Raw genomic sequence first — 22,620 nt, forward strand, 5'->3', positions numbered from 1 at the left:
CACGAATAGCGTTAGCTAGGTGCTTTCTAGATTGTAGAGAGTGATCCATAATTACTTCCAAATAATATTGAATAACTAAAAAATAAAGAAGAGATAAATAGGGGAACGAAAACGTTCCCCTAGGTTTGAATTAGTATTGGATTAAAGCTTAGCTTCAATCATCGCTTCTAGTTTACCTTGGTCGATAGCGAAGTTACGGATGCCTTCTGCTAGTTTCTCTACCGCCATTGCGTCTTGGTTATGATCCCATAGGAAATCAGCGTGGTTAAGTGCAGCAGGGCGTTCTTTCGCACCGTTTGAATCAACCAGTTTCTCAACTACATCGCCTTCTGCTGCTTCTAGCTCTGCAAGTAGTGCTGGAGCGATAGTTAAGCGGTCACAACCTGCTAGTTCAAGAATCTCACCGATGTTACGGAAGCTTGCACCCATAACAACAGTCTTGTAGCCGTATTCTTTGTAGTAGTTGTAGATGCTTGTTACAGAAACGACACCTGGATCTTCAGAAGCTTCGAAGTCACGACCTTCTTTTGCTTTGTACCAATCCATGATGCGACCCACGAAAGGAGAAATAAGGAAAACACCTGCTTCGGCACACGCACGAGCCTGAGCGAAAGAAAACAGAAGCGTAAGGTTACAGTTGATGCCTTCTTTCTCAAGAATTTCTGCTGCGCGGATGCCCTCCCAAGTAGACGCAAGTTTGATCAAGATACGATCATTTGTGATGCCTGCATCGTTATACATTTTGATAAGCTGGCGAGCTTTTGCAACACTGCCTTCTGTGTCGTATGAAAGGCGAGCGTCTACTTCTGTTGAGATACGACCTGGAATAGTCGTTAGGATTTCTTTACCGATATTTACAGCAAGCATGTCACAAGCGTCTTGAACTTGCTGTTCTTTGTTTGAGCTTTGAGTTTTAGCGTAATCGATCGCTTGGTCAATCAGTGGCGCGTACTCTGCAATTTGAGCCGCTTTAAGAATTAGAGAAGGGTTAGTTGTTGCGTCTTCTGGCTGGTACTTCTTAATAGCTTCAATTTCGCCCGTATCAGCGACTACAGTGGTGAGTTTACGAAGTTGCTCTAACTTATTGCTCATTACGATCATCCTATTTCTTGGGCGCGATAGACTTTTTACGCGCACTAAATTGCAAGCAAGTCAGACGAAAAGTGAATCCAAATTTCGCCCGCTTTAAAACGTTTTTGGCTCAGCGAACATTTGTCATGAACATATGCTCGATGAGTGAGTAAATGATGTAGCCATATTTAATCGATCAGCGATCAAAGTCAATCATTGATTGATGTCACAATACAGAAAAATCAGTGAAACGTAATTTATCTCACAACCACTAAATAATTAAACGTTTGCCTGACTCAACAGTCCCAAAATCAAACCAGAAAGACTTCAAAAGTAGTAGTGAGTAAATGTAACCCTGATGAGCAAAAGATTGCCATTTGGCACTGAAATTATTATTCTACACACCACTTTTGGACCGGACCAAATGAATTATGACCGCAAAAAACGACATCAACTCAGAAAATAGCGATTTGCTCACAGAGATTTCGGTTGCCTATTATCAGGATGGAGCAACTCAAGAAGAAATTTCTAAGAAGTTTTCCATTTCTCGTGCAAAAGTTGGACGCATGCTTAAACAAGCGCGCGACGAAGGCATTGTTGAAATAACAGTAAAGTACCACCCTGTTTTTAGCGCGAAAATAGAACAGAGATTAGTTGAAAGGTTTGGTGTTAAGAGGGCTTTGATTGCCCTAGACCAACCGACAGAAGAACTCCAACGCCTTCAAGTTGCTGGTTTGGTCTCAAATTACCTAAACAACACACTAAAGAATGGAACCGTTATAACGGTAGGACAAGGACGAAATGTATCAGCCGTTGCCCATCATATTGGCGTTATTTCACCAAGAGATTGTAAGTTTGTTTGCGGAATAGGGGGCATTCACCCTAGAGGCGGTAAATTTAATGCCGACCATATTTGTCGCCAATTAGCCAAAAAATATGGTGGTTCATCTGAAACGCTTTACGCTCCAGCCTACGCAGAAACCAAAGCGCAAAAAATTGCTTTTATGGAAAACAGCACAGTAAAGCAAACATTAGATTTGGCACGTAAAGCAGACGTTGCACTCGTTGGTATTGGCGACATGAGTGAAAATAGCTATATGGTGGACTTGGGGTGGTTTACGGCAGAAGAAGTTGTGCAAGCTCGGTTACACCAAGGTGTCGTTGGCGACTTTGCTGGTTACGACTTCTTTGATGTACAGGGAAACTCGGCTAACACGGTTATGAGTGACCGGGTTATTGGGCTTAACCTAGAAGAGTTTCGCCCCATAAGTGATGTTATTGCAATTGCTGCCGAGAACAGTAAGCCACTTGCTTTGCTTGGTGCGCTTAGGACCGGAGTGGTTGATGTTATAGCCACCACAGTAAGTACTGCTCTTACGGTGCTAAACCTTGATGAACAAATGAACATTATTGAAAAATAATACGATAAAGCTCAAGTTTGCTTAAGCGGCAGACAAGCAAAAAGCAAAGAACAGAGTGTGGGCTTGTTCTTTGCTTTTAGGTCAAAAGGCTGTGGCCATTTATAAGATTTACGCCACGTCGGTTTGGCTTTGGGGAAGGTTTTGCTGATGCTGAAGACCATACGGCTCAACAAATGCAGCAAGGGCGCTTACTGGCATTGGCTTCGCATAAAGGTAGCCTTGAAATAGATCGCATCCACATTCCTTCAATACTGCTTCATGTTTTTCGTATTCAACACCTTCGGCTAAAACCTGCATATCGAAGTTCTTACCAATAGAGATAATATTTTGAACCATCTTAAGAGACTTAGTGCAAGTTAAAATGTTATCGATAAACCCTTTATCTATCTTGATTTCATGAAAAGGCAGTTCACCCAACATGCTTAAAGAGGAATAACCAGTACCGAAATCATCGAGAGAAATACCCACGCCTAATTTATTCAAGCTTTCGCAAACCGGACGAACAATATCCAGATCTTCTATAAAGAGATTTTCAGTGATTTCTAAGGTGATATTACGTTGGTTGAAACGTTGAGTCTGAATAGAGAGTATTAGCTTATCCAAAAAGTCTTCTTGGGTGATTTGTCGGACAGATATGTTGATTGAGACTTGAAAGTCGTAACCCAGTTGTTTCTGTAGTTTCCCCATTTCTGCGAGTGTTGTATCTATGATCAACTGCCCCAGAGTTGGCATAAGTCCACATGACTCCGCTATAGAAATAAACTTGTCTGGTGGCACAAACCCTAGCTCATCATCGTTCCATCGAACGAGCGCTTCCACACCGTGCAGGTTGCCCTGAGCATTAAACTGCGGCTGATAAACCATATACAGTTGGTTTTGTTGTATCGCTTGCCGTAAGCGTTGTTCTAGCCTGACTGAATGCAGGTAGCTACTTTGCATGGATTCTGTAAAGAAGCTAACAGAGTTTCGACGAGTCTTTGCGTCGTACATGGCAATATCCGCACAACGCAAAAGAGTATCAAGGCTAGTACCATGTTCTGGATACTGGGCAATACCAATACTGCAACCCAAAATAAAACTGAATTGATCGATTTCGTACGGTTTAGACAAACTATGAATGATGGTGTTAGCAAATCGATTAAGTTCGTAATGGTCCGTCATTGATGTCACGATTATGAACTCGTCGCCACTTTCTCGGATCAAAAGTGCTTGGTCATCTGTGGCTTCCGATAATCTTGAAGCTATTTCTTGCAAAACTTTGTCACCATGGTCATGCCCAGAACTGTCATTCACATTTTTAAAGTTATCCATATCCATGAACAAGATTGAAAATGGTGGGGCAGTTGGTCTTAGCCAGCGATGGATATGAGAGCGCAAGAAATGTCGGTTTGGAAGGTGAGTTAGTGGGTCATGATTTGCTTGAAACAGAAGTTCCTCATGGCGATCTTTTTCATGTTTGTCTATCGAGCGAACAAATAAATAGAAAATTGCTTGAATAGACACAAATATGATGAGGTAAATCGTCATGATTCCTAGGTATTCGTAGGCGATATGACGCAGATCGATTTCCGATACAGTCCATATGTTGAATCTAGGAATGTACTGGATTGCATAAAGTGCTGGGTTTTCTTGATCCAATACATAACCAATGGTAGGAATGCCTTTGGCCTTAAGCTCGTTCAACTTAAGAGAATTAGATGCCGTAACGCTGTGAATCAGGTTATCAAAAAATGACTCTGAGATAGGGGTAGTGTAATCAACAGCGGTATTGTGTGAGGCGGTCATAAACTGGATATAATAATCGTCTCGTATCACGCCAATTTTGTGCTCGAAACTATCGTGCAGCCTGATATTGAAAAGCGTCGTTCTATCGAGTTGAAGACCAGCCGTCATTACTGCGAGCACATCTCCAGAACTGTCGCGAATGGACTTTCTGATTGGCAGAATGAACTCATCAATGTCTTCTTTGTAGTAGGTTCTTCCTAGTACCATAGAGTCACTGGCTAGTGTTTTCACGAAGGATTCGCGAGTATAGTCTTGTTCTAAAAGATTAAGTTGCGCAAACATACTCAGATTAGAACTGACTAATCTAATATTGCCGTATGGGTCTGATAGTCCAAAAGCCGCGATGCTGTTGTTTATGGTGAGTAAACTGTCTAACCACTCCTGACCTGCATCTTCGCTTTGGTAGTTATTCTCGGAAAGCAGTCTATCTCCCAATACATCAAGCACCATTTCTTGATTGTTGAGGAGTGATGTTATGCCCGTGGTAAAAATCTGAACGGCGTTATATTGCTCTTGAGAGTGTGAACGCTCAACTTTTTGCCACTGTTGCCAAGCAATGAACAGAAATATCACACTGCTTATCAACGCAAGCAGCCTATAAAGCGTCCATATGTTCCTTTTTAAGTCTGCCATTACTACTTTTTGACTTCCTTGATACGATACAGCGACTATTCGCAGGAATATAGAATTATCCAAATAACAATTGAGTTGTCACTCAATTGTTATGCTTTGTTACTATTTTTGAGAGCTTACCCAACTTCAATAGGAAGCTCAATCGATTGACCCCATTCAGTCCATGAACCATCGTAGACAGAAAAATTATCATATCCAGCTTCATAAGCAGCAACCGCTAAAATAGCAGCCGTAACACCTGATCCGCAGCTAAAGATGAGCGTGCTATCCGAATTTAAATGCCATTTATTAAATAGATGAGTCAGCTCACTAATAGGTTTAAAGTAAATACCATTCATCACTTCTTGAAAAGGCAAACTATGGGAACCTGGAATATGCCCTGAACGAACGCCAATACGAGGTTCTTTAACTTTTCCTTCGTAACGAGCTCTTGGTCTTGCATCAAAGGTGTAATGGTTTTCTTTAGAGATCGCATTTAGTATGTCACGTGAGCCATAAACGAAATTCGTGTTTAGTTTCGCAGTAGCATTACCATAATGCGCTGAATTCGACAGCGAGCACACTGTTCTGTATCCAGAGTTTATCCAAGCTCTGAGCCCGCCTTCTAACAAGTAAACTGAATTAAACCCCATGGATTTAAACATCCACCAAGCTCTTGGCGAGGCATAAGTACCAGCTTGGTCATAGACGACGACGGTCGTGTCCTGATCGATGCCCAGCGAGCGAATATGGTGCTGGAATTCTTTTTGAGTTGGCATCATATGCGGAAGAGGGGATTGCTTATCACAAATCACTTTGTCGTAGTCAAATCGTAATGAACTAGGAATAAAACCAGCATGTGCGGGTTCTGGTGCTCCTGGGATCATGAGATCTAGACTGGCATCTAGCACGACCACTTTATCGCTGGTTAATTTATTTTCTAGCCAAGAGGGTGTAACCAAAGCTTTTGTCATGACGATCTTTCCTTGAAGTTAAGCGACTAACAGGATCTCGTTATATGTGAAAACCTGTACGCGTTTGAATGTGAGAATATCTTTCGTATTAAGCAGCTATCATCGGTAGTTTTCGCAGCTTTTCTGCAATAGTGTCAACCAAGAACTTAGATTTAAAAGGAATTGGGTGGGCAGGAAAAATAGCGAATATATCAACCGGTCTTAGTGTGTATTCTTTTAGCATTCTTATCATCCTCCCACTTTGTACATCTTCATGCACATAGAAGGCTGGAAACAAGCTTAACCCGAGGTTTTCTAGTACCATTAAACGAGTTGCTTGGGCTGTATTGCATGTCATTGTAGCGGCAGGCTCGCTGATAACTTTACTTTGTTCTGGTGTCGTAAATGCGATTTGCTTTGAAAGTTGACTATTCTGTATCCAAGGTAATTTCACTAAGGAGTTAGGGGTTAAGTTTTCTGATTCTTTTTCAAAAGAGGAGGAAGCGCATATCCAATGTTCAGTAGAGCCTATTTTTCTTACCGGATAGTTCTCTTGTTTTAGCCAACCGACTCGAATTGCGATATCTATGTTATCTTCGAGCAAATTTACCGTTCGGTTATCGAATATGATCTCCATATGTAATGATGGATGCGACCGTTTAATTTCAGCGAGAATCGGCGTTAAAGTCGTTGCACCGAAATCGACAGGCATGCTAATTCTCACACTGCCGCTAATAGCAGTATGTTCACTGTTAGAACGTGAGGAAATTTCACTGTATTCTCCAATGATGTTTTCAGCATGTTGATAAATCATCTTGCCAACATCTGTCATGCTAACGGTTCGGGTTGTTCTATTTAATAGACGAACAGACAAGCTGTCTTCTAAATCATCAATATGTTTGCTTACAACCGATCGGCTTATCTCCAACGTATCCGCTGCTTTGGTAAATGACCCCGTCCGAACGACATGGGCAAACACCACTAGCTTAAATAAATCTCGGCCAACGCCTTTCACATTCATTTCTCCATTGTTCTATTTTATGTAACACAGTTGTATTTATTGGTCTATTTATTCGTTTATTTGGAACGATAAACTGTGAGCACACTAATAGAGAGAACATATGATGAAACAACAATTGCTCGCGACTTCCATACTTCTTGCTTCAGTTTCGTTTGGTGCAAATGCTGAACTGCAATTGATCGGCGATACCAAGCCACTTCAACTCCATGTATTTAATGCGGGTGAAGACAGCTTCAATGTAAAGTCTGTACTGGTTACTGGCGAGAAAGAGGCGGTATTGATTGATGGGCTATTTAAACAATCCGACGCGCATAGAATGGTTGCCGATATTCTTGACCTCGGAAAAGAACTCAAAACAGTCTATGTGAGCCACAGCGACCCCGATTACTATTTTGGATTGGAAGTCATTAAAGAGGCTTTCCCTAATGCAAAAATTGTTTCAACGGAATCTACAGCAAACGCGATAGCGAAAAAGCTGAATGGCAAGCTGGCGGTTTGGGGACCAGAGCTAGGTATGAATGCCCCCTCTTTCCCAGTGATTCCTTCGGTTTTAAATGGCAACGAAATTTTGCTTGAAGGGCACAAGCTGAGTATCGAAGGGTTGGATAAGGATTATAAAGCGCGCAGCTATGTTTGGATTCCAAAGATAAAAGCAGTGGTTGGTGGTATTAACGTTGTAGGCGGAGAACACGTTTGGATGGCTGATACACCGACACCAGCATCACGCGATTTATGGAAGCAAGCGCTTCAATCAATTAAAGACCTAAAACCAGATGTGGTCGTACCTGGGCATGCAACAAAAGGTATTGAATTTTCGATGTCCTCTGTTGATTTTACGCAGCAATACTTAACTCATTTTGAAAATGCAGTTGGTTCAAGTAAAGACAGCAAAGAAGTGATTGAGAAAATGGACCAGCAGTACCCTGAATTTGGAAAAGGCTTTACTCTAGAGCTGGGTTCTCAAGTCGCAATGGGCGAACGTACTTGGTAAGGAAGTCCCCAAGTAACTTCGGATACTTGGGGGTATAGGGTGAAATGACGCAAAGTGTTCCCTTTTCTCTTTGCGTCATTTCGTTGGGGATCTTTTAAGAACTGCCGACCGAATCATCAGTCGTTCCTAGATATCAGTAGTTCCTAGCCATTACCAGCTCCATATCGCTTGAGAAGCATAAAATCGAGTTTGCAGCGGTGCACTACCGTCGTAAAACCAAATCTCTCCGAGCAGGTCGTCCGAACTGTCTGAAACAATGACGGATAGGTCGGCTTTTCCATCTTTGATTGGCATTGCAACAATTCTGCTTCCGTAGTCTGGTAGTAATGTACCGTCACTTAGCGTGTGATAATTCCGGTAGATAGAAAGGTATGCTCTTGCAACCGAGGTTGATGAAATATCTATTGCGACATTTCTATTTTCAATTGGATCATAATCAAATCCATCTGGTGCGACCAAATCTTCTGTTTTGATGTTTGGAGTAACCACTTGCGAATCATCCGGCACGGGTGTAACGGCACTGCCCCCACTGGCGCTGCCTCCACCACCTCCTCCGCATGCAGTAAGAGAAAGACTCAATAGAATAGATAAGCTAATGTTTTTCATGTCGTTTCTCCCTTAGTAACATTTCGAAGCAATGGCATTTGCTGCTTCAAACCAGTCTGTATGCGTGTTACCACCTGTCTCGGTGTACTGTTGGAAGTTGGGGTAGGCTTGTAATAAATCGGTGCCTTCCGTTGGCCAAATCCACTGAGTATCTACTTCTGCATCTTCAAAGAGCATGATTGCCCATGGCAGGTTATTGCTTGTTTTGAAATACTTACCCGTTTCCGTATTGCTGTCGTCTTCGCCAGGCAAGTCGAAGAAGCTAGCGTCAAACTTACTTGTAGGTGCATTGTCAGCTAAATGGATTTCTAAACTACGCCCAGGAGGGGTATTGAAGACCGAACCATGAGAATACCCAGGTGTTCCAAATATAAAGGGTTTGTATGGCATCGCACCGATAGCGCCGTTTAGAGTAGGGTCGATATAACTAACGTGCAGTTCAAATTCTAATGCTACTTCTTCCCGACAATCCTTAACGGTTCTAAAGTAAGAGCAGCTGTTCGCCTGAGCATCTCTTGCGTTTTCAATAATGATAAAGGTAGTTTCCGTTGTGTCGGTACTTTCCAGTGTTTCGAAGCTAACTGGCGACCCGTTGTGGTACAAGCGTGTCTTCGTCATGTCGATGTTTGAATTATTTACGCCAGGGATATTAACGGCGAACCCACTTCGGTAGCTTGCACCTACGGCATCGAGTGTTCCTTTTATGAGGGATTTTGCTACGTATTCAGTGCCGCTTATCGTTTTAAGCGTTTGCTGTATTTGATAACGAGCGACTAAGTCATTCATGTCATAGTCGGCGGTTTCAGGCCAGTTATCCTCATAAGCTAGGGTGACATAGCCTTCATTTGTCGGGAAAAACTCCACACGAGTATCTACGTCTGAAATTGTGAATTGGTGATCTTCGACTTCGCCTGACGTAGCACCGCCAGAATAACTAAGTCCACTCTGTTGGCTAAAACGAAAACGGGACCATGAAGTACCTGCAACAGCCAAGATTGGCGTGGAAAGTACAATAGTGTTTAGCCCCGCCGTCAGAGAATAGTCGGTAATGACTTGATCGTAAGTGTCCGTAAATTGGTTGTTTCCTTCCCAATCCATCCATGCATTCAGTGTGCCTGATGTAGAAGCGTAAACCGTAATAACATTATCCAAGCCGGGTTCAATAGATGTAACGAAACCAACGCCGTCTTCATCGGCTGTTCCAATGGTGTTATCCGAAGCAGGAGATTGTGCGGCGTCAGCATCTCCATCTGGTGTTGAAACACCCATCCATGTGGATCCATCAAGCTCATGGCGAGGCCCGTTTGAATTTAGTAGGGTAGAATAGACATCCGGTGCATCACCAAAGTCGATGGTCGAATCTTCGTCTATAACGGGTGCATTGGCACATCGAGCTCCGTCGTTTTGATTGGAGGTCGGTCCGGTCGCAAACTCGAGCGCTGTTATACCCGTTGTATCAATGTCACCGTTACTGTCCAAAGAAAGATCTATTCGATAAATTTTTCCACCTTCCCGAACAACGACACCACCCGAACTCACATCTGAATTTCGTGATACGTAGTAATATCCATTAACGTCGAAGTAACCTGCACCGAAAGTGCCTAACTGCTCAACGTCACCGACTTCATTAATATCACCGCTTCCGTCAATCGCAAATTCGTACAGTATGCCCGAATTGTTATCTACGCCATAAAGCTTGCCGTTACCAGGGTGAAAAGCGAAATCGGTTAAATTGACAGTAGAGTTGGTAGAAACAAGGTCTAAAGAAAGAGCAGCATTAGGATCCGAATCGAGTGGTGTTAAATCTATTTTGTACAACCCGCTATTTTTTCTGTAAAGGTAATAAGTTCGGTTGTACACGTCTCCTACGTAAAATGTGTTTGATGGTAACCCAGACACATTGAGCTCTTGTACGTTGTAGTTTTTCCCTACGCGTACCACTTTTTTGTTCGTTGTGTCGTAACCGTAAATGAATCGCTTGTCGGTTCCTGATGACTCGTCTTCACCATTGGCGAACCCAAAATCAAACCCAACGCCATTGATATTTCCAGAGTAAGGGTTAGAGGCGTTAAGCTGCTCAGTTGTACCTGTTACAAGGTTTACTCCCCAAACTTCAACAGGTGCACTCTGAAAAAGAAAAGCCTTACTTGGGCAGGTATCAAAAGAGGTCACAGTACTTGCAGGGGCATAGGTAGGCAGTGTGCCCATGATTGCAAGTGTCAGTGTACTCACGAGTCTTTTTTTCATATCGATTACCCTTTGAACCAAATCGGTAACCTGATACATACAAAGAATATGCCATTTATATCTTACTGATATGTATGGATTTATATTTTTTCCGTTTTAAATTTCTCAAATATGTAGTCAGTTTGAATTAACTTTTCGTCATATTGAGAGACAGACCTTGTCGCACTCAAAAAAGAGTGCGCTGAAAAGAGGGAGAATCTATAGAATATTGACTTGCCGGGATGAATTTTTTAGCTATAACGACCTAAGAAAATTTAAGAACCCTAAGAAAAAGGTAAGGATTTTATTTTTACCTATACCAATGAAATTAATTGCAAGTATCGCAATTTGGGTTTTTCATGAGTTTCATTTCTCTCCAAGAAAGAGAAAGGGCATCAAAAGTGAGAAGCTTTCCAACGCAAGGCTTTCCAAAGTTGGAGATGACCTTGATCGCTTCTAAGGACTGAGTTGCGCCTATAATACCCACTACTGGTGCCATAATTCCAGCTTCGACACAGGTTAGGGCTTGAGCGCCAAACAACGCACTCAAGCATTCATAGCAGGCGTCGTTCTCTTGGTAAGTGAAAACAGAGACGAGACCTTCCATTCTAATCGCGGCACCCGAAATTAAAGGGGTTTTAGATTGGTAGCAGAGTCGATTAAGTTGGTTTCTTGTGGTGACGTTGTCACTACAATCCAGTACAACCGTGTGAGATTTCACTAATTCAGTAAGATCCTCATCACCATGTCTTTTGTTTATGGCTCGAACGTTAATGTGTGGATTTAATTTTTCCAACGAAGATTGTGCCGATTTTACCTTATCTAGCCCAATGTCCTCGTCAGTATGGAGTACCTGACGCTGTAAGTTGGAAAGCTCGACTTGATCATCATCGATTAATGTAATGTTTCCGATACCGGCAGTAGCAAGGTACTGAGAGGCGGCACAGCCCAATCCTCCAGCACCAAGAATTAGAACGGAAGAGGTCTTAAGTGCTTCCTGACCTTCAAAATCAAAATTCTTCAAAATAATTTGGCGGTTATAGCGAAGCATTTCGCTGTCGGTAAGAATATCCATAGTTTTTCTTAATATAATGTTTGGTTAAACAGCTGTATTTGAACAGTTTCACCTTGTTCTACGGTGTTTCGCTCACGTTCTAAAACGGCAAAACAGTTTGATAAACTCATCGAGCGAAATGCACCAGAGCTTTGGTTTCCTGTTGATTCAACAAAGAACTTCCCATTTTCGATACTGTATATCGCTCGCTGATAATCGGTTCTACCCGGGGATTTTTTAAAACGTGAGCGAGTGATTGCCGGTATGGATTCTGGTGCTTGCCATTTAGAATGACCAGCGATCTTAGCGAGTAAAGGCTGCACAAGAACATACATGGTAAGCATAGCTGAAACAGGGTTGCCTGGAAGACCACAAAAATAAGCGCTGTCTAATTTCCCGTAAGCAAATGGCTTTCCGGGTTTTATGGCTAGCTTCCAAAATCCGATTTCACCTAACTCTTCTAAAATGTCTTTTGTATAATCAGCTTCACCCACACTGACGCCTCCAGAAGTAACGACGACATCAGCTTGTTGTTGTGCATGAATGAATGTTGATTTTAATGTTTCTGGGCAATCAGGAATAATGCCCAAATCTATTGCATCGCAACCAAAATTTAAAATGAGCTCTTTTATGCCATAGCGGTTGCTGTCATATATCTGCCCAGCTTCTAACTCGGTTCCGACGGTTTTAAGCTCGTCGCCTGTCGAAAAGAATGCCACTTTTGGTTTTTCAAATACGCTGACATTCGCGATGCCTAACGAGGCGATCATTGGGATATCTCTAGGGGTTAATCGATGCCCAAGTTCAAGAACCAAATCACCTTGGCGAATGTCTTCGCCAATTGGTCGAATGTTGTTTTTCAGTTCTACATCGGTTTGCAGAAATTCTACATCGCCATTTTCAAGTATCTGCGTGTTTTCTTGCATGATAACGGCATCGCAACCTTCAGGTATTTCTGCACCAGTCATGATTCGAATGCAGCCACCTTTGTCCCAATGACCGACAAAAGGTTGCCCTGCAAATGACTTACCCGACACGGGCATAATCGCGTTTTGGGACAAGTCCGCTCGGCGGATAGCGTAGCCGTCCATTGCAGAATTGTGAAATGGGGGGACATGGATTGGAGAATGAATTGGTTCAGCTAAAACAAACCCACACGCATCGGCAATAGACATCGTTTGAGTTCGCGTTAAGGGGGAAACAGAGCCCAGCATCTTGTTCATTGCATCTTCGATTGGCATCAGACCCGGCGCGTCACAACAACCCATATAAATTACCCCATTTTTTATTCTTAACTATTTGCGGAACAATAGCATAGTTAAGGGTTTGACCCCAGTAACCTCGCTCAAAATATGGGTGTAATTATTCCAAAATACGAGTATGCTTGTCACCCATCCAAAAGGGGTAAAAGATTGCATGGGAGAAGTAAACATGCCTGGTTTGAGTGAATCAGCACTGTTAGTTCAGAAAGCGCTAGTAGAGAAGGGCATTGAGACTCCAATGTTGCCAAACGAAGTGAGTCGCGAAGAGAAAAAAGCGCGTATTGAAAATCATATGCGTGAAATTCTTCAACTTCTTGAACTGGATCTCTCTGATGATAGCCTTGAAGAAACGCCGCGTCGAATTGCTAAAATGTACGTTGATGAAGTGTTTTCTGGATTAGACTATAAGAACTTCCCAAAAATCACAGTGATCGAAAACAAAATGGCTTGCAGTGAAATGGTGCGTGTAAAAGACATCACCGTAACAAGCACCTGTGAGCATCATTTAGTTACCATCGATGGTAAGGCAGCAGTGGCTTACATTCCGCGCAAGAAAATTATTGGTTTGTCTAAAATCAATCGCATTGTTCGTTTCTTTGCGCAGCGCCCTCAGGTGCAAGAACGTATGACACAGCAAGTGCTTGTCGCTCTTCAAACATTACTCGAAACCGACGATGTTGCCATTACTATGGATGCAGTGCATTACTGTGTGAAGTCTCGTGGAGTCATGGACGCAACCAGCGAAACGACTACTACGGCACTTGGTGGGATATTCAAATCGAATCCAGCAACTCGACATGAATTCCTTCATGGTTTGAGATAAGTTTTTTAGCACGTTTTACTTAGGTAAACGTGTTGAAATAACGTCAAAGATTTGAAAAAACATTATTAGATAGTGTTCTTAACATAAAAAACCCAGCGTATTTGCTGGGTTTTTTTGTTAGATTTTTGAACAGTCGTTAGCTTGTTTTAAACTGCGCTACCGCTTCATCCATTTCGTGAGCTTGGCTAGATACGCCATCTACTTCTTCCATACATTGTTTTGCAGAATGGATGTTGTTGTCTGAAATGGCTTGCAACTCAGTAATCGAACCACTGACTTGATTCATTACAATACCTTGTTCTTCTATCGCTGAGGCAATACGTTCTGAATTACTTTGTATTGTATCCATGTCACTGATTATTTGAGTAAAGCTATCATCAAGTGTTTGTGAATATTGCTTCGTTTGCTCACCTTGGGCATTACACGTTTCAATGTCTGTGACCACCGTGGACATCTGAGATTGAATTGCTGTAACCACAGAGGTGATTTCCTCAGTTGATTGGTGAGTACGGCTAGCGAGAGCTCTTACTTCGTCGGCTACAACCGCAAATCCACGACCTTGCTCACCTGCGCGCGCAGCTTCGATGGCAGCGTTTAGTGCCAGTAAGTTAGTTTGTTCCGCTATTTCTTGAATCATAACAACAGCGCCGCCAATCTGGTCTACGTGTTGATTAAGCGAAGTTATCGAAGCTTGGCTATTTGCCAATGTACCGGAAAGTCCATTGATGTTATCAACTGTGCTGCTTACAACATCTCTACCTGATCTCGCATTGTTTGCAGCTTGGTTAACACCTTCAGCAGCAACCGCAGTACTTTCGGAAATCTCACTGATCGTAGATACCATTTCTTGTACAGATGTCGCCATGGATGTTGTGTGCTCTGCCTGAGTATCAAATTGTTCAATAACACCTTGAAGTTGAGAGTGCATACTTTCGGTGCTGCTAAATAATGCTTTGGATTTAACTTGAGAGCCTGAAACGAGCTTTTCAATACTTTCAAGTAAGTGGTTAAAGTACTTACCTAATTCTGAAAGTTCGCTTTTACCATTGATATCGACACGCATGCCTATATTGTTGGTTTCGGAGATTTCCTGAATTGTTGAGAGAAGCTTATTCATCATTGTGTTGATAGATAGAGAAATCTGCGCAACGACACCAACTATAATGAGGATAATTACAAATGAGATCCCCCATTTTATTTGCATGTTTTTCTCTTCGTATGCTGTGACGCCTGTTTGGAGAATTTCTGCAGAGGCCTTAAATTGTGTCTCAATCTTGTGCGATCCAGAACGCACTTGGCCAAGCATTCCAATATTATATTTAAGACCAATGACTTCCAGTTGACTAGCTACTTTTTGCGCAGAGCTTTTCAGCTCATTACTGCCATAGTTTCCAAGAAGAGAAGGGTCATACTTGCCTTGTAAAATGGCATGATGAAAGGTATCTAAAGCAAGTTTTCCCATGTCGTCAGACGAATCGAACAAGCGATTGAATTCCTCATTAAAGGTACCCAGTAACCCTTCGGTATCCTTTAAACCCAAGGTTTTAAAGGAAGATACCATGTTACTAAAGCCCTTCTTATAAGAATCCAAATCCGCAACAAGTTGGTTGGGATAGGGGATATCATAATTTTTAAGAGTCGACGCGATTTGAGCGTTAATTGCTAAAAAGTTGTCTGCGTTTTTATTGAATTTATCAAGGTACTTCATATCTTTGCGAAGAAGGAAATCTTTCTCGTTTCTTCTCAGCATAAGCAGGCTTACTTGTAGGTCTGATAGTTGCGTTCTAGCAGCACTCAAATCACCTACATTTTTACTTGAAATGGTAGATACACCTAAAATGGTCGCAACACCAAGGATCGAAACCAACCCCAAAAGTATCAGTCGAGACTTAATATTCATAAGCATTCTTCTTCTATTGATATAAGTATCATTAATGATAGGTTTATTTATCATCAATATTCATAAAGTTAATTTAGAAATGAGACTCCTGCTACAAATAAATGTGACATTTTGGTTACATTTATATTACGCATTTTAACTCATTGTTTTAAAAGGTTGCATAAAGACGTTGTGATTGAAACCCGTTAGAAGAAATATTATGTATGGGTTTTTAATAATGATTCTCATTTATATGTGGATATGTCATTAATGAGAGTATTCAATTGAGTTCATTATTTTAAAGCCTCGTGTAAATAAGTTTCTTATTTGGTAACAATTATATCGACTGTTATTCATATTTCTTTAATGTTTCTTGTCAAATATTTTTTAGATCAGGATAGGTGCGTTGTTTCGAGGAATGGAAAGAAATATTTGACAGGTAAAGAAAAACCGCCTTGAAAAGGCGGTTTTTATAATGACTGGATACGGTTAAAGCGAACTCCTGATTCTTCATTACTCATCGAAGAACAATAGGGAGAGAGTATTCACGCTTAGAAAATACCGGTTGAGTAAACGAATTACGCTAATTTATGGCTAATAATTCCACTTCAAAAATTAAAGTGGCAGCTGGTGGAATAGGACCAGACCCATTCTTCCCATAGGCAAGGTTACTAGGGATGTAAAAGCGGAATTTGTCGCCAACAACCATTAATTGTACGCCTTCCTGCCAGCCTTGAATTACTTTGTTTAAAGGAAACGAGATCGGCTCTCCGCGATCAACTGAACTATCAAATACTGTACCGTCAAGTAATGTGCCGTGGTAATGCACTTTAACTTGGCTAGTCGCAGTTGGGTGACTTTCTCCATTACCAGTTGTAATAACTTCATATTGCAAACCAGATTCGGTCGTTTTTACGCCAGCTCGTTGCTCATTTTGTATTAAGAAGTTCTGGCCCAGCTTGAAATTGGCTTCTGACGCTTTATGGTTTGTCCATGTGCGATAGATGAAAAAGGCGGCAAGGACAAAAATAATAATCGGAAAAACTAACTTAGACACGATGGTTCCCTTTGATTTGAAATAGCTGAATTCTATTAGGGCAATAGACCCTATAGGGTTAGAAGATAATTTATCGTTTTGGCAATGTCTTTGACATCTTTGTGTCCAGACGTAACAACTTGATATTTGCCATTGATAATAAAGGTTGGAACAGCGTTGATTTGACCTTTATGTGTCACCGTTTCTGCATTAGAAATGTGTTCAAATAACAATTTTTGCTGTTCTTCGTTGAAGTGGTAAGGGCTAATTAAGCCACGGGAAGTAAACACTTTTTCCGTTGCTTGCTTAATTTCATCTTGAGTAAACCCTTTGCCCATTTGCGCTGCTGCGAATAATTCATCCATCATTTGGTGATCTGGAGTGGCATCCAGCTGCATTTGTGCGGCGTAATAAATGAGTGCGCCTATCTGAGCGCTTTCGTTGAAGGTGACGTGAACTTTACCAATCTTCTCAGAAAGTTCAGATTCAATCTCGGGCAGGAATTTCTCCATACTTCTACAGTGACCACAATTTAAAGAGAAAACCTCAGTAACAGGGGAAACGAGATCGGAGCTCAGCTCGGTTGGCAGTAACTCAAAATGGGTGCCTTGCTTCGGAATTCCGTCATCGGTACATGCAACAAGCGCGACAGAAGCAAGCAAAAGTGAAATGTATGAATAGAAACGTTTAAGCATAATGATATGTCGTTCGAAATTGTGGCGAGTATAGTAGAAGAAATTTCTCTTCGGACATACTAAAATTTACTAGGTAAACGCATTCTATCTAAGGAACAATGAAAGTCAGCGCTGAATGAGGCAGATTTTTCTAAAGATTTTAACTGTCTGCCGATAAAGATATTGTAACCTGTATGCGTTTGCTTTTTCTGTTGAGTCCTCTGACTCTCTGTATTTAAGCTAACAAACGCTAATCAGCACCATTTTGAATTAGAGCAATTAGTAGCCTTATGACAAGACATTTCAATCTGGCTTTCATTTTGTTGTTGGGAACCCTGAGTGGGTGTACCGCGCTTAAGCCACCTAATCTGTTAGAAACGGCTCCTCGTTCGGAGGCGGAACTCATCTACCCTGATTGGGGCGAAGAAGAGATCGAACAGCCAACAACTCGCATGGAATACGTCCAACGTCAGGCTGCCTCTTCATCAATAAAAAGCCCTTCACCTGTTAGGAGCCCTACAGGTCGTAAAAACATGACGGATATTCAAAACCTGATGGCGTACATGGATCAGAATGGAATAGGGTACAACGTGGTTCCTGGGCAACATCCGGTTATTAAGCTCGACAAAAAAATTCATTTTAGAACCGGATCTGCGCTGGTTACCGATGCTTCACAATATTGGTTATCAGGTCTTGGTCGATTTCTGGCTTCACAACCGACAATCAAAACGGTGATAGATGGTCATACTGATAGCACTGGAAGCAACAAGATCAACGATTCGCTTTCGGACAAGCGGGCCATGCAGGTGAAAATCCTTCTGACTCGCGAGCGGGTTCCCGCTTCAAATGTTTACACCCGAGGGTATGGGAAGCACATGCCTTCATGTTCTAACCTGTCTAAGCAAGGTATGGCTTGTAACCGACGTGTTGAGTTGATGTTTATAACGGACAAATAAATGATTGTGTGATTCAGACGGTCGCGTGAGTGATTTATACGATGTGTACACAAATATACAATGCGCGCATTATTTAGCGACAAAGAAAAAATTAGCGACAAAGAAAAATCTAGCGAATAAGAAAAAAGGCAACATTACGTTGCCTTTTTTCATTTAACTTAAACCCAACTAACAGGTTAGCTTAACCCTACAATATTACCTTCTTCATCGATATCTAAGTTCATAAATGCCGGTTTCTCAGGTAACCCGGGCATCGTCATCACGTTACCGCACAGTGCGTAAATGAAACCTGCACCCGCACAAAGCTTAAATTCTCTAATATCGACGTTAAATCCTGCGGGCGCGCCTTTAACGGAAGCATCTGTGGATATGGATAATGGGGTTTTAGCCATGCAAACAGCGAGGTCATCATACCCTTGTAGCTTGAACTGTTCTAACTGGCGTTTTGCCATATCTGACAGTGTTACTTGCCCAGCGCCGTATCCTACTTCAGTGATTGCCATTACTTTTTCTTCGAGCGTTTGATCTAAGCTGTAAAGCGGAGAAAACTGCGCTTCAGTTTCGCAAACAGAAACCACAGCGTTGGCGAGCTCAATGGCTCCGTTTCCACCTTGAGAGAAGGCATCACTGATGGCGACTTTAACATTAGGGAAATGGGCTTGAACCAAGAGTGCTAGTGTATTGAGTTCATCTTCAGAATCTTGTGGAAAGCGATTAATGGCAACGACTGCGGGTACACCATACTTTGCTACATTGTTTAAGTGCCATTTTAGGTTGTCGAAACCAGCTTCTAAAGCAGCAGCATCTTCTTTAAAGATTGAATCTGGTAATGATTGACCAGGTCTTAAGTCATACAAGCCTGAATTGGCTTTTAAACCGCGAAGAGTCGCGACGATTACAGCACAATCGGGTGACTTACCGGATGTGTTTGCTTTGATATTACAAGCTTTCTCAAACCCCATATCAGAGCCAAAACCGCCTTCTGTTATGGTGTAATCGGCAAGGCGAGTAGCAATTCTGTCTGCAATGATGGATGAGTTACCATGTGCAATATTGGCAAATGGACCCGCGTGAATAAGTGTAGGGACACCTTCCAATGTTTGCATCATCGTTGGTTCAATGGCTTCGCGCATCGTCACCGTCATCGCTCCGGCAACGTTTAAGTCTTCTGCCGTAATGGGTTCACCATTTAAATCATAAGCGAGCACGATGTTCCCAATTCTTTTACGTAAGTCTTTTAGGTCCGATGCTAACGCCAAGATTGCCATTAACTCTGACGCAGCGGAGATATCAAAGCCATCCTGCCTTTCATACCCATTAATTGTTTTGTCTACTTCGTTTTGACCAACAGTAACCATTCTTAATGCGCGGTCGTTATGATCCATGACCCGGCGCCACACAACGCGTTTGGGGTCTATCTTCAGAGCTTTTAAGTCATTTCTTTCAGAGAACCGCTCATAACCTAAGCGTTGTTCATGATAAATCCTCGCATCAAGGGCTGCCGCCGCTAGGTTGTGTGCGGCTGTCACTGCGTGAATGTCACCAGTTAAATGCAGATTAAGCTCTTCCATCGGTCCAACTTGGCTGTAACCGCCACCAGCAGCGCCCCCTTTTACGCCAAATACGGGACCCATAGAAGGCTGTCGGATACACGCCATCACAGATTGCCCGACTTTTGCTAAACCTTGGGATAATCCGATGGTTGTAACGGTCTTTCCTTCGCCAAGTGGCGTGGGTGTAATCGCAGTAACGACAACTAATTTACCTTCGGGGTGATCCGCTAAGCGGCTGAGTGCATCGAGCGATACTTTCGCTTTATGTTTACCATGAGGTGTATATTCGGCTTTGGATAATCCGGCGTTGAATGCAACAGTGTCGATAGAAGAAAGCGGAGTCGTTCGACAGATTTCGATGTCGCTTAGCATTTAAATCCCCTTTAAGGCGTGAAACTAGTGACGGTAAACGTTTGCGCAGGGAATATACCTTGCAATTTATCTTTGTAAAGCCTTTTTACTAGTGGGGGATTGTAGCGTGAAGGTGGAGGGAGTAAATAGTGGAATTTGCCTCTGGAAAGCAGCGAAACAATAAGAAGAATGTTTCGCTGTTTCAATGAGCTGCCCGTAGAGAGAGTACTTCTAATCTGCGCTAGGGTTTTGAAGGAACGGCGCGTCGGGTGAATCAATTTTTAATGTTTGGGTAGGGTACGCGACATCGGCATCATGTTTATGGATGATTGCCATTATCTCTAGAAGAACATCTTGCTTTACTTCATGGAAGCGAACCCAATTCACGGTTTTGGTAAAGGTGTACACAAAAAAGTCCAAAGATGACGCGCCAAAGGCGTTGAAGTTAACAATCAGTGTTTGGCTGGTATCAATGTCTGGGTGGTTTTGAAGCATAGATTTTACATCTGTGATGATCGCATCCACTTTCTTTGTGTCGTCATAGCGCAAGCCGATATTTTCGTAAATCCGACGGTTTAGCATACGAGATGGGTTTTCTACGACAATATTGCTGAATACCGAATTAGGTACATAAAGAGGGCGTTTATCGAATGTACGGATAATGGTCATACGCCACCCAATTCGTTCTACCGTTCCTTCGATTTGTCTGTCTGGTGAACGCACCCAATCGCCAACTTTAAATGGGCGGTCGAAATAAATCATCATGCCGCCAAAAAAGTTTGAAAGGAGATCTTTGGCAGCCAAACCCGCAATTAAACCACCCACACCACCAAATGTAAGCAGTCCAGAAAGGCTAAGCCCTAGGCTTTGCATTACTGAAAGAACACCCATGATGATAAATGCTAAGCGCGCGACTTTTGCTATCGCTTGCACTGTGGTCTCGTCTCGTTTTTTCTGAGAAAGGACTTCTTCTTCGACATTTGTAATGAGTCGAAGCACAATCCAGACCGCTATTGCAATTCCCAACAGCATTTTCAGGGTTTCTAACCAGTTTAAAGAGCTCTCTAGGTACGTTTGTAAAATAAGCCCAATAGATACCATTGCTGGCCAGCCCCAAATTAGCGCACTGACAGGGGATTTTAATGAGTGAACAATAGCATCGTCCCAACGGTTTTGAGTTTTAGAGGCGAGAGACTCTATTCGTGCATAAATGATGCGCCAAGCGATCCAAGCAACCAAACTTATGCTTGTCATTATGACCACATCGCCAAACCAAGTTTGTTCTAACAAATGAAATTGTTGAGTGATTGAGCTTGCTAGGTTGTCCATCGATTTTTCCATTATGTTCAATATTTGGCATTTCTATTAGATATACCATCAGGTAGCGCAGGTGGTTGATTGTAGGCTTAATTAAAAAGCGGCTCAACCAGTGAGGTATGCAAACGACATTTCTAGCTTGAAATCTTGAGATCATGTACGAATATTAAACGAGTGGATTATAAAATAAGAGTCAATAATACATGGTTAGTATCAATCCATTGGGTGAAGAAATGATGTGTGACACCGTCACGTATTCGGCATTTGATCACTTTAGTATGGTTTGCAAAAATCGCTTTCGTCAGTCATTAGAGCAAGACTTGTTTCACGTTCTATTGCTTTTTTCAGAACAGGGCAAACCAATAGGGTATTGCTCGTATTGGACAGATATTGTCGATAGTGAACGTTATAGCGGATGCCCAGTGTTCTTCTATCAAATCCATTATGTTTTTATTCAACCTGAATATCGCGGGAAAAAATATTCGGTACTGATGGCAAAACGCGTGGTTTGCAAGATGTTAGAAGAGCTCAGAAGCAGAGGGGATGTTGCGGCTTTTTGTGATAAGTCTGTTTACACGAGTAATGAAGGCAACGCATATGGCCGCCATATCAGAAATTGGCTGTCATGCACCAAACAGTTGCCCTTTGTTTGAGACGCAATACCGTGCACCGCGATTAATGTGCATATAACGCGAATAAAATCTAATCATATACGGTCGCCAGATCTTAAGAGAGCAGCTTCTTTGTCTGTTTAATCTGGCGCTGTTTCATTGAGTTAAAAAAGACCTTCACACCATCTTCATATCCCAGTATGACAAATAGAAACCCCAAGCCGCCAAGTAAAAGAATTGTTGCCAGCGCGGGAGCCATTACATAGCTAAATGCCATTTGAAAGGGCACATACACCCCATACATCATCAGTCTCTTTATCAGTTTCATAGTACCTTCTTTGGTGTAATTGAGCGTGCTCATAAAATAAAATGAGCGCGCTCATAAAATAAAATGAGCGCGCTCAAATATCAAGTAAAA

The 22,620-nt window shown here is 42.2% G+C and carries 19 protein-coding genes; 5 read left to right on the plus strand and 14 right to left on the minus strand.

Annotated features, from left to right (window positions below):
• Positions 1-141: 141 nt before the first annotated feature.
• Entirely contained in the window at positions 142-1,092 is a 951-nt protein-coding gene (tal, locus tag VPNCDNU1_RS20555; protein ID WP_104402068.1) for a transaldolase, read from the minus strand.
• 410 nt (positions 1,093-1,502) lie between these two features.
• Here tal and VPNCDNU1_RS20560 point away from each other — a divergent pair, with 410 nt between their 5' ends.
• On the plus strand, positions 1,503-2,492 hold the full coding sequence (locus tag VPNCDNU1_RS20560; protein ID WP_104402069.1) for a sugar-binding transcriptional regulator: 990 nt from the start codon (positions 1,503-1,505) through the stop codon (positions 2,490-2,492).
• Positions 2,493-2,600: 108 nt separating this feature from the next.
• Here VPNCDNU1_RS20560 and VPNCDNU1_RS20565 read toward each other — a convergent pair whose 3' ends face one another.
• From VPNCDNU1_RS20565 to VPNCDNU1_RS20575, 3 genes are all read right to left on the minus strand, one after another.
• Entirely contained in the window at positions 2,601-4,910 is a 2,310-nt protein-coding gene (locus VPNCDNU1_RS20565; RefSeq protein WP_104402070.1) for a putative bifunctional diguanylate cyclase/phosphodiesterase, read from the minus strand.
• Positions 4,911-5,026: 116 nt separating this feature from the next.
• Positions 5,027-5,863: a sulfurtransferase gene (locus tag VPNCDNU1_RS20570; protein WP_104402071.1), complete on the minus strand. Its 837-nt coding sequence runs from the start codon at positions 5,861-5,863 to the stop codon at positions 5,027-5,029.
• Positions 5,864-5,951: 88 nt separating this feature from the next.
• Positions 5,952-6,857, minus strand: a complete 906-nt coding sequence (locus VPNCDNU1_RS20575) for a LysR family transcriptional regulator (RefSeq protein WP_167404847.1) — start codon at positions 6,855-6,857, stop codon at positions 5,952-5,954.
• A gap of 106 nt (positions 6,858-6,963) precedes the next feature.
• On the opposite strand from VPNCDNU1_RS20575, the gene VPNCDNU1_RS20580 reads away from it, so the two are divergent.
• Positions 6,964-7,854: an MBL fold metallo-hydrolase gene (locus VPNCDNU1_RS20580; protein ID WP_237324182.1), complete on the plus strand. Its 891-nt coding sequence runs from the start codon at positions 6,964-6,966 to the stop codon at positions 7,852-7,854.
• A 150-nt stretch (positions 7,855-8,004) separates the two neighbouring features.
• On the opposite strand, the gene VPNCDNU1_RS20585 is transcribed toward VPNCDNU1_RS20580, so the two are convergent.
• The 4 genes from VPNCDNU1_RS20585 to moeA all read right to left on the minus strand — a co-directional run bounded on the left by VPNCDNU1_RS20585 (position 8,005) and on the right by moeA (position 13,008).
• Positions 8,005-8,460 (minus strand): hypothetical protein, encoded by a 456-nt coding sequence (locus VPNCDNU1_RS20585; protein ID WP_104402073.1) that lies wholly within the window; start codon positions 8,458-8,460, stop codon positions 8,005-8,007.
• Between the two features lie 12 nt (positions 8,461-8,472).
• Positions 8,473-10,707 (minus strand): LruC domain-containing protein, encoded by a 2,235-nt coding sequence (locus VPNCDNU1_RS20590; RefSeq protein ID WP_104402192.1) that lies wholly within the window; start codon positions 10,705-10,707, stop codon positions 8,473-8,475.
• Positions 10,708-11,014: 307 nt separating this feature from the next.
• Positions 11,015-11,761 carry a molybdopterin-synthase adenylyltransferase MoeB gene (moeB, locus tag VPNCDNU1_RS20595; protein WP_104402074.1) on the minus strand — a complete coding sequence of 249 codons (747 nt, stop codon included), beginning with the start codon at positions 11,759-11,761 and terminating at the stop codon, positions 11,015-11,017.
• Between the two features lie 8 nt (positions 11,762-11,769).
• Positions 11,770-13,008 carry a molybdopterin molybdotransferase MoeA gene (gene moeA, locus VPNCDNU1_RS20600; RefSeq protein WP_104402075.1) on the minus strand — a complete coding sequence of 413 codons (1,239 nt, stop codon included), beginning with the start codon at positions 13,006-13,008 and terminating at the stop codon, positions 11,770-11,772.
• A 163-nt stretch (positions 13,009-13,171) separates the two neighbouring features.
• Between moeA and folE the strand changes: the two genes are divergently transcribed.
• Positions 13,172-13,825, plus strand: coding sequence for a GTP cyclohydrolase I FolE (folE, locus tag VPNCDNU1_RS20605; RefSeq protein WP_101114428.1), 654 nt, complete (start codon positions 13,172-13,174; stop codon positions 13,823-13,825).
• A 136-nt stretch (positions 13,826-13,961) separates the two neighbouring features.
• On the opposite strand, the gene VPNCDNU1_RS20610 is transcribed toward folE, so the two are convergent.
• The 3 genes from VPNCDNU1_RS20610 to VPNCDNU1_RS20620 form a co-directional block, all read right to left on the minus strand.
• A complete protein-coding gene (locus VPNCDNU1_RS20610; protein ID WP_104402193.1) occupies positions 13,962-15,725 on the minus strand; it encodes a methyl-accepting chemotaxis protein in 1,764 nt (587 codons plus the stop codon).
• Between the two features lie 562 nt (positions 15,726-16,287).
• Positions 16,288-16,761 (minus strand): FKBP-type peptidyl-prolyl cis-trans isomerase, encoded by a 474-nt coding sequence (locus tag VPNCDNU1_RS20615; protein WP_104402076.1) that lies wholly within the window; start codon positions 16,759-16,761, stop codon positions 16,288-16,290.
• A 50-nt stretch (positions 16,762-16,811) separates the two neighbouring features.
• A complete protein-coding gene (locus VPNCDNU1_RS20620; protein ID WP_104402077.1) occupies positions 16,812-17,435 on the minus strand; it encodes a thiol:disulfide interchange protein DsbA/DsbL in 624 nt (207 codons plus the stop codon).
• Positions 17,436-17,704: 269 nt separating this feature from the next.
• Between VPNCDNU1_RS20620 and VPNCDNU1_RS20625 the strand changes: the two genes are divergently transcribed.
• Positions 17,705-18,370 (plus strand): OmpA family protein, encoded by a 666-nt coding sequence (locus VPNCDNU1_RS20625; protein WP_104402078.1) that lies wholly within the window; start codon positions 17,705-17,707, stop codon positions 18,368-18,370.
• A gap of 176 nt (positions 18,371-18,546) precedes the next feature.
• Here the strand turns inward: VPNCDNU1_RS20625 and VPNCDNU1_RS20630 are convergent, their stop codons facing one another.
• Together VPNCDNU1_RS20630 and VPNCDNU1_RS20635 are read right to left on the minus strand one after the other, a co-directional pair.
• Positions 18,547-20,295, minus strand: coding sequence for a formate--tetrahydrofolate ligase (locus VPNCDNU1_RS20630; protein ID WP_104402079.1), 1,749 nt, complete (start codon positions 20,293-20,295; stop codon positions 18,547-18,549).
• Between the two features lie 210 nt (positions 20,296-20,505).
• Positions 20,506-21,603, minus strand: a complete 1,098-nt coding sequence (locus tag VPNCDNU1_RS20635; RefSeq protein ID WP_104402080.1) for a mechanosensitive ion channel family protein — start codon at positions 21,601-21,603, stop codon at positions 20,506-20,508.
• A gap of 191 nt (positions 21,604-21,794) precedes the next feature.
• Here VPNCDNU1_RS20635 and VPNCDNU1_RS20640 point away from each other — a divergent pair, with 191 nt between their 5' ends.
• Positions 21,795-22,244, plus strand: coding sequence for a GNAT family N-acetyltransferase (locus VPNCDNU1_RS20640; protein WP_104402081.1), 450 nt, complete (start codon positions 21,795-21,797; stop codon positions 22,242-22,244).
• Between the two features lie 73 nt (positions 22,245-22,317).
• Here VPNCDNU1_RS20640 and VPNCDNU1_RS20645 read toward each other — a convergent pair whose 3' ends face one another.
• Positions 22,318-22,530 (minus strand): hypothetical protein, encoded by a 213-nt coding sequence (locus tag VPNCDNU1_RS20645; RefSeq protein ID WP_104402082.1) that lies wholly within the window; start codon positions 22,528-22,530, stop codon positions 22,318-22,320.
• Positions 22,531-22,620: the final 90 nt, after the last annotated feature.

Source organism: Vibrio penaeicida (genome assembly GCF_002933855.1).
Classification (GTDB): domain Bacteria; phylum Pseudomonadota; class Gammaproteobacteria; order Enterobacterales; family Vibrionaceae; genus Vibrio; species Vibrio penaeicida_A.

Coding starts and splice junctions, on each gene's coding strand:
- VPNCDNU1_RS20585 (WP_104402073.1), bottom strand. CDS start 8,460: ATGAAAAACATTAGCTTATCTATTCTATTGAGTCTTTCTCTTACTGCA.
- VPNCDNU1_RS20570 (WP_104402071.1), bottom strand. CDS start 5,863: ATGACAAAAGCTTTGGTTACACCCTCTTGGCTAGAAAATAAATTAACC.
- VPNCDNU1_RS20610 (WP_104402193.1), bottom strand. CDS start 15,725: ATGAATATTAAGTCTCGACTGATACTTTTGGGGTTGGTTTCGATCCTT.
- moeA (WP_104402075.1), bottom strand. CDS start 13,008: ATGGGTTGTTGTGACGCGCCGGGTCTGATGCCAATCGAAGATGCAATG.
- VPNCDNU1_RS20635 (WP_104402080.1), bottom strand. CDS start 21,603: ATGGACAACCTAGCAAGCTCAATCACTCAACAATTTCATTTGTTAGAA.
- VPNCDNU1_RS20630 (WP_104402079.1), bottom strand. CDS start 20,295: ATGCTAAGCGACATCGAAATCTGTCGAACGACTCCGCTTTCTTCTATC.
- VPNCDNU1_RS20645 (WP_104402082.1), bottom strand. CDS start 22,530: ATGAAACTGATAAAGAGACTGATGATGTATGGGGTGTATGTGCCCTTT.
- tal (WP_104402068.1), bottom strand. CDS start 1,092: ATGAGCAATAAGTTAGAGCAACTTCGTAAACTCACCACTGTAGTCGCT.
- folE (WP_101114428.1), top strand. CDS start 13,172: ATGCCTGGTTTGAGTGAATCAGCACTGTTAGTTCAGAAAGCGCTAGTA.
- VPNCDNU1_RS20560 (WP_104402069.1), top strand. CDS start 1,503: ATGACCGCAAAAAACGACATCAACTCAGAAAATAGCGATTTGCTCACA.
- VPNCDNU1_RS20565 (WP_104402070.1), bottom strand. CDS start 4,910: ATGGCAGACTTAAAAAGGAACATATGGACGCTTTATAGGCTGCTTGCG.
- VPNCDNU1_RS20620 (WP_104402077.1), bottom strand. CDS start 17,435: ATGCTTAAACGTTTCTATTCATACATTTCACTTTTGCTTGCTTCTGTC.
- moeB (WP_104402074.1), bottom strand. CDS start 11,761: ATGGATATTCTTACCGACAGCGAAATGCTTCGCTATAACCGCCAAATT.
- VPNCDNU1_RS20590 (WP_104402192.1), bottom strand. CDS start 10,707: ATGAAAAAAAGACTCGTGAGTACACTGACACTTGCAATCATGGGCACA.
- VPNCDNU1_RS20625 (WP_104402078.1), top strand. CDS start 17,705: ATGACAAGACATTTCAATCTGGCTTTCATTTTGTTGTTGGGAACCCTG.
- VPNCDNU1_RS20580 (WP_237324182.1), top strand. CDS start 6,964: ATGATGAAACAACAATTGCTCGCGACTTCCATACTTCTTGCTTCAGTT.
- VPNCDNU1_RS20640 (WP_104402081.1), top strand. CDS start 21,795: ATGGTTAGTATCAATCCATTGGGTGAAGAAATGATGTGTGACACCGTC.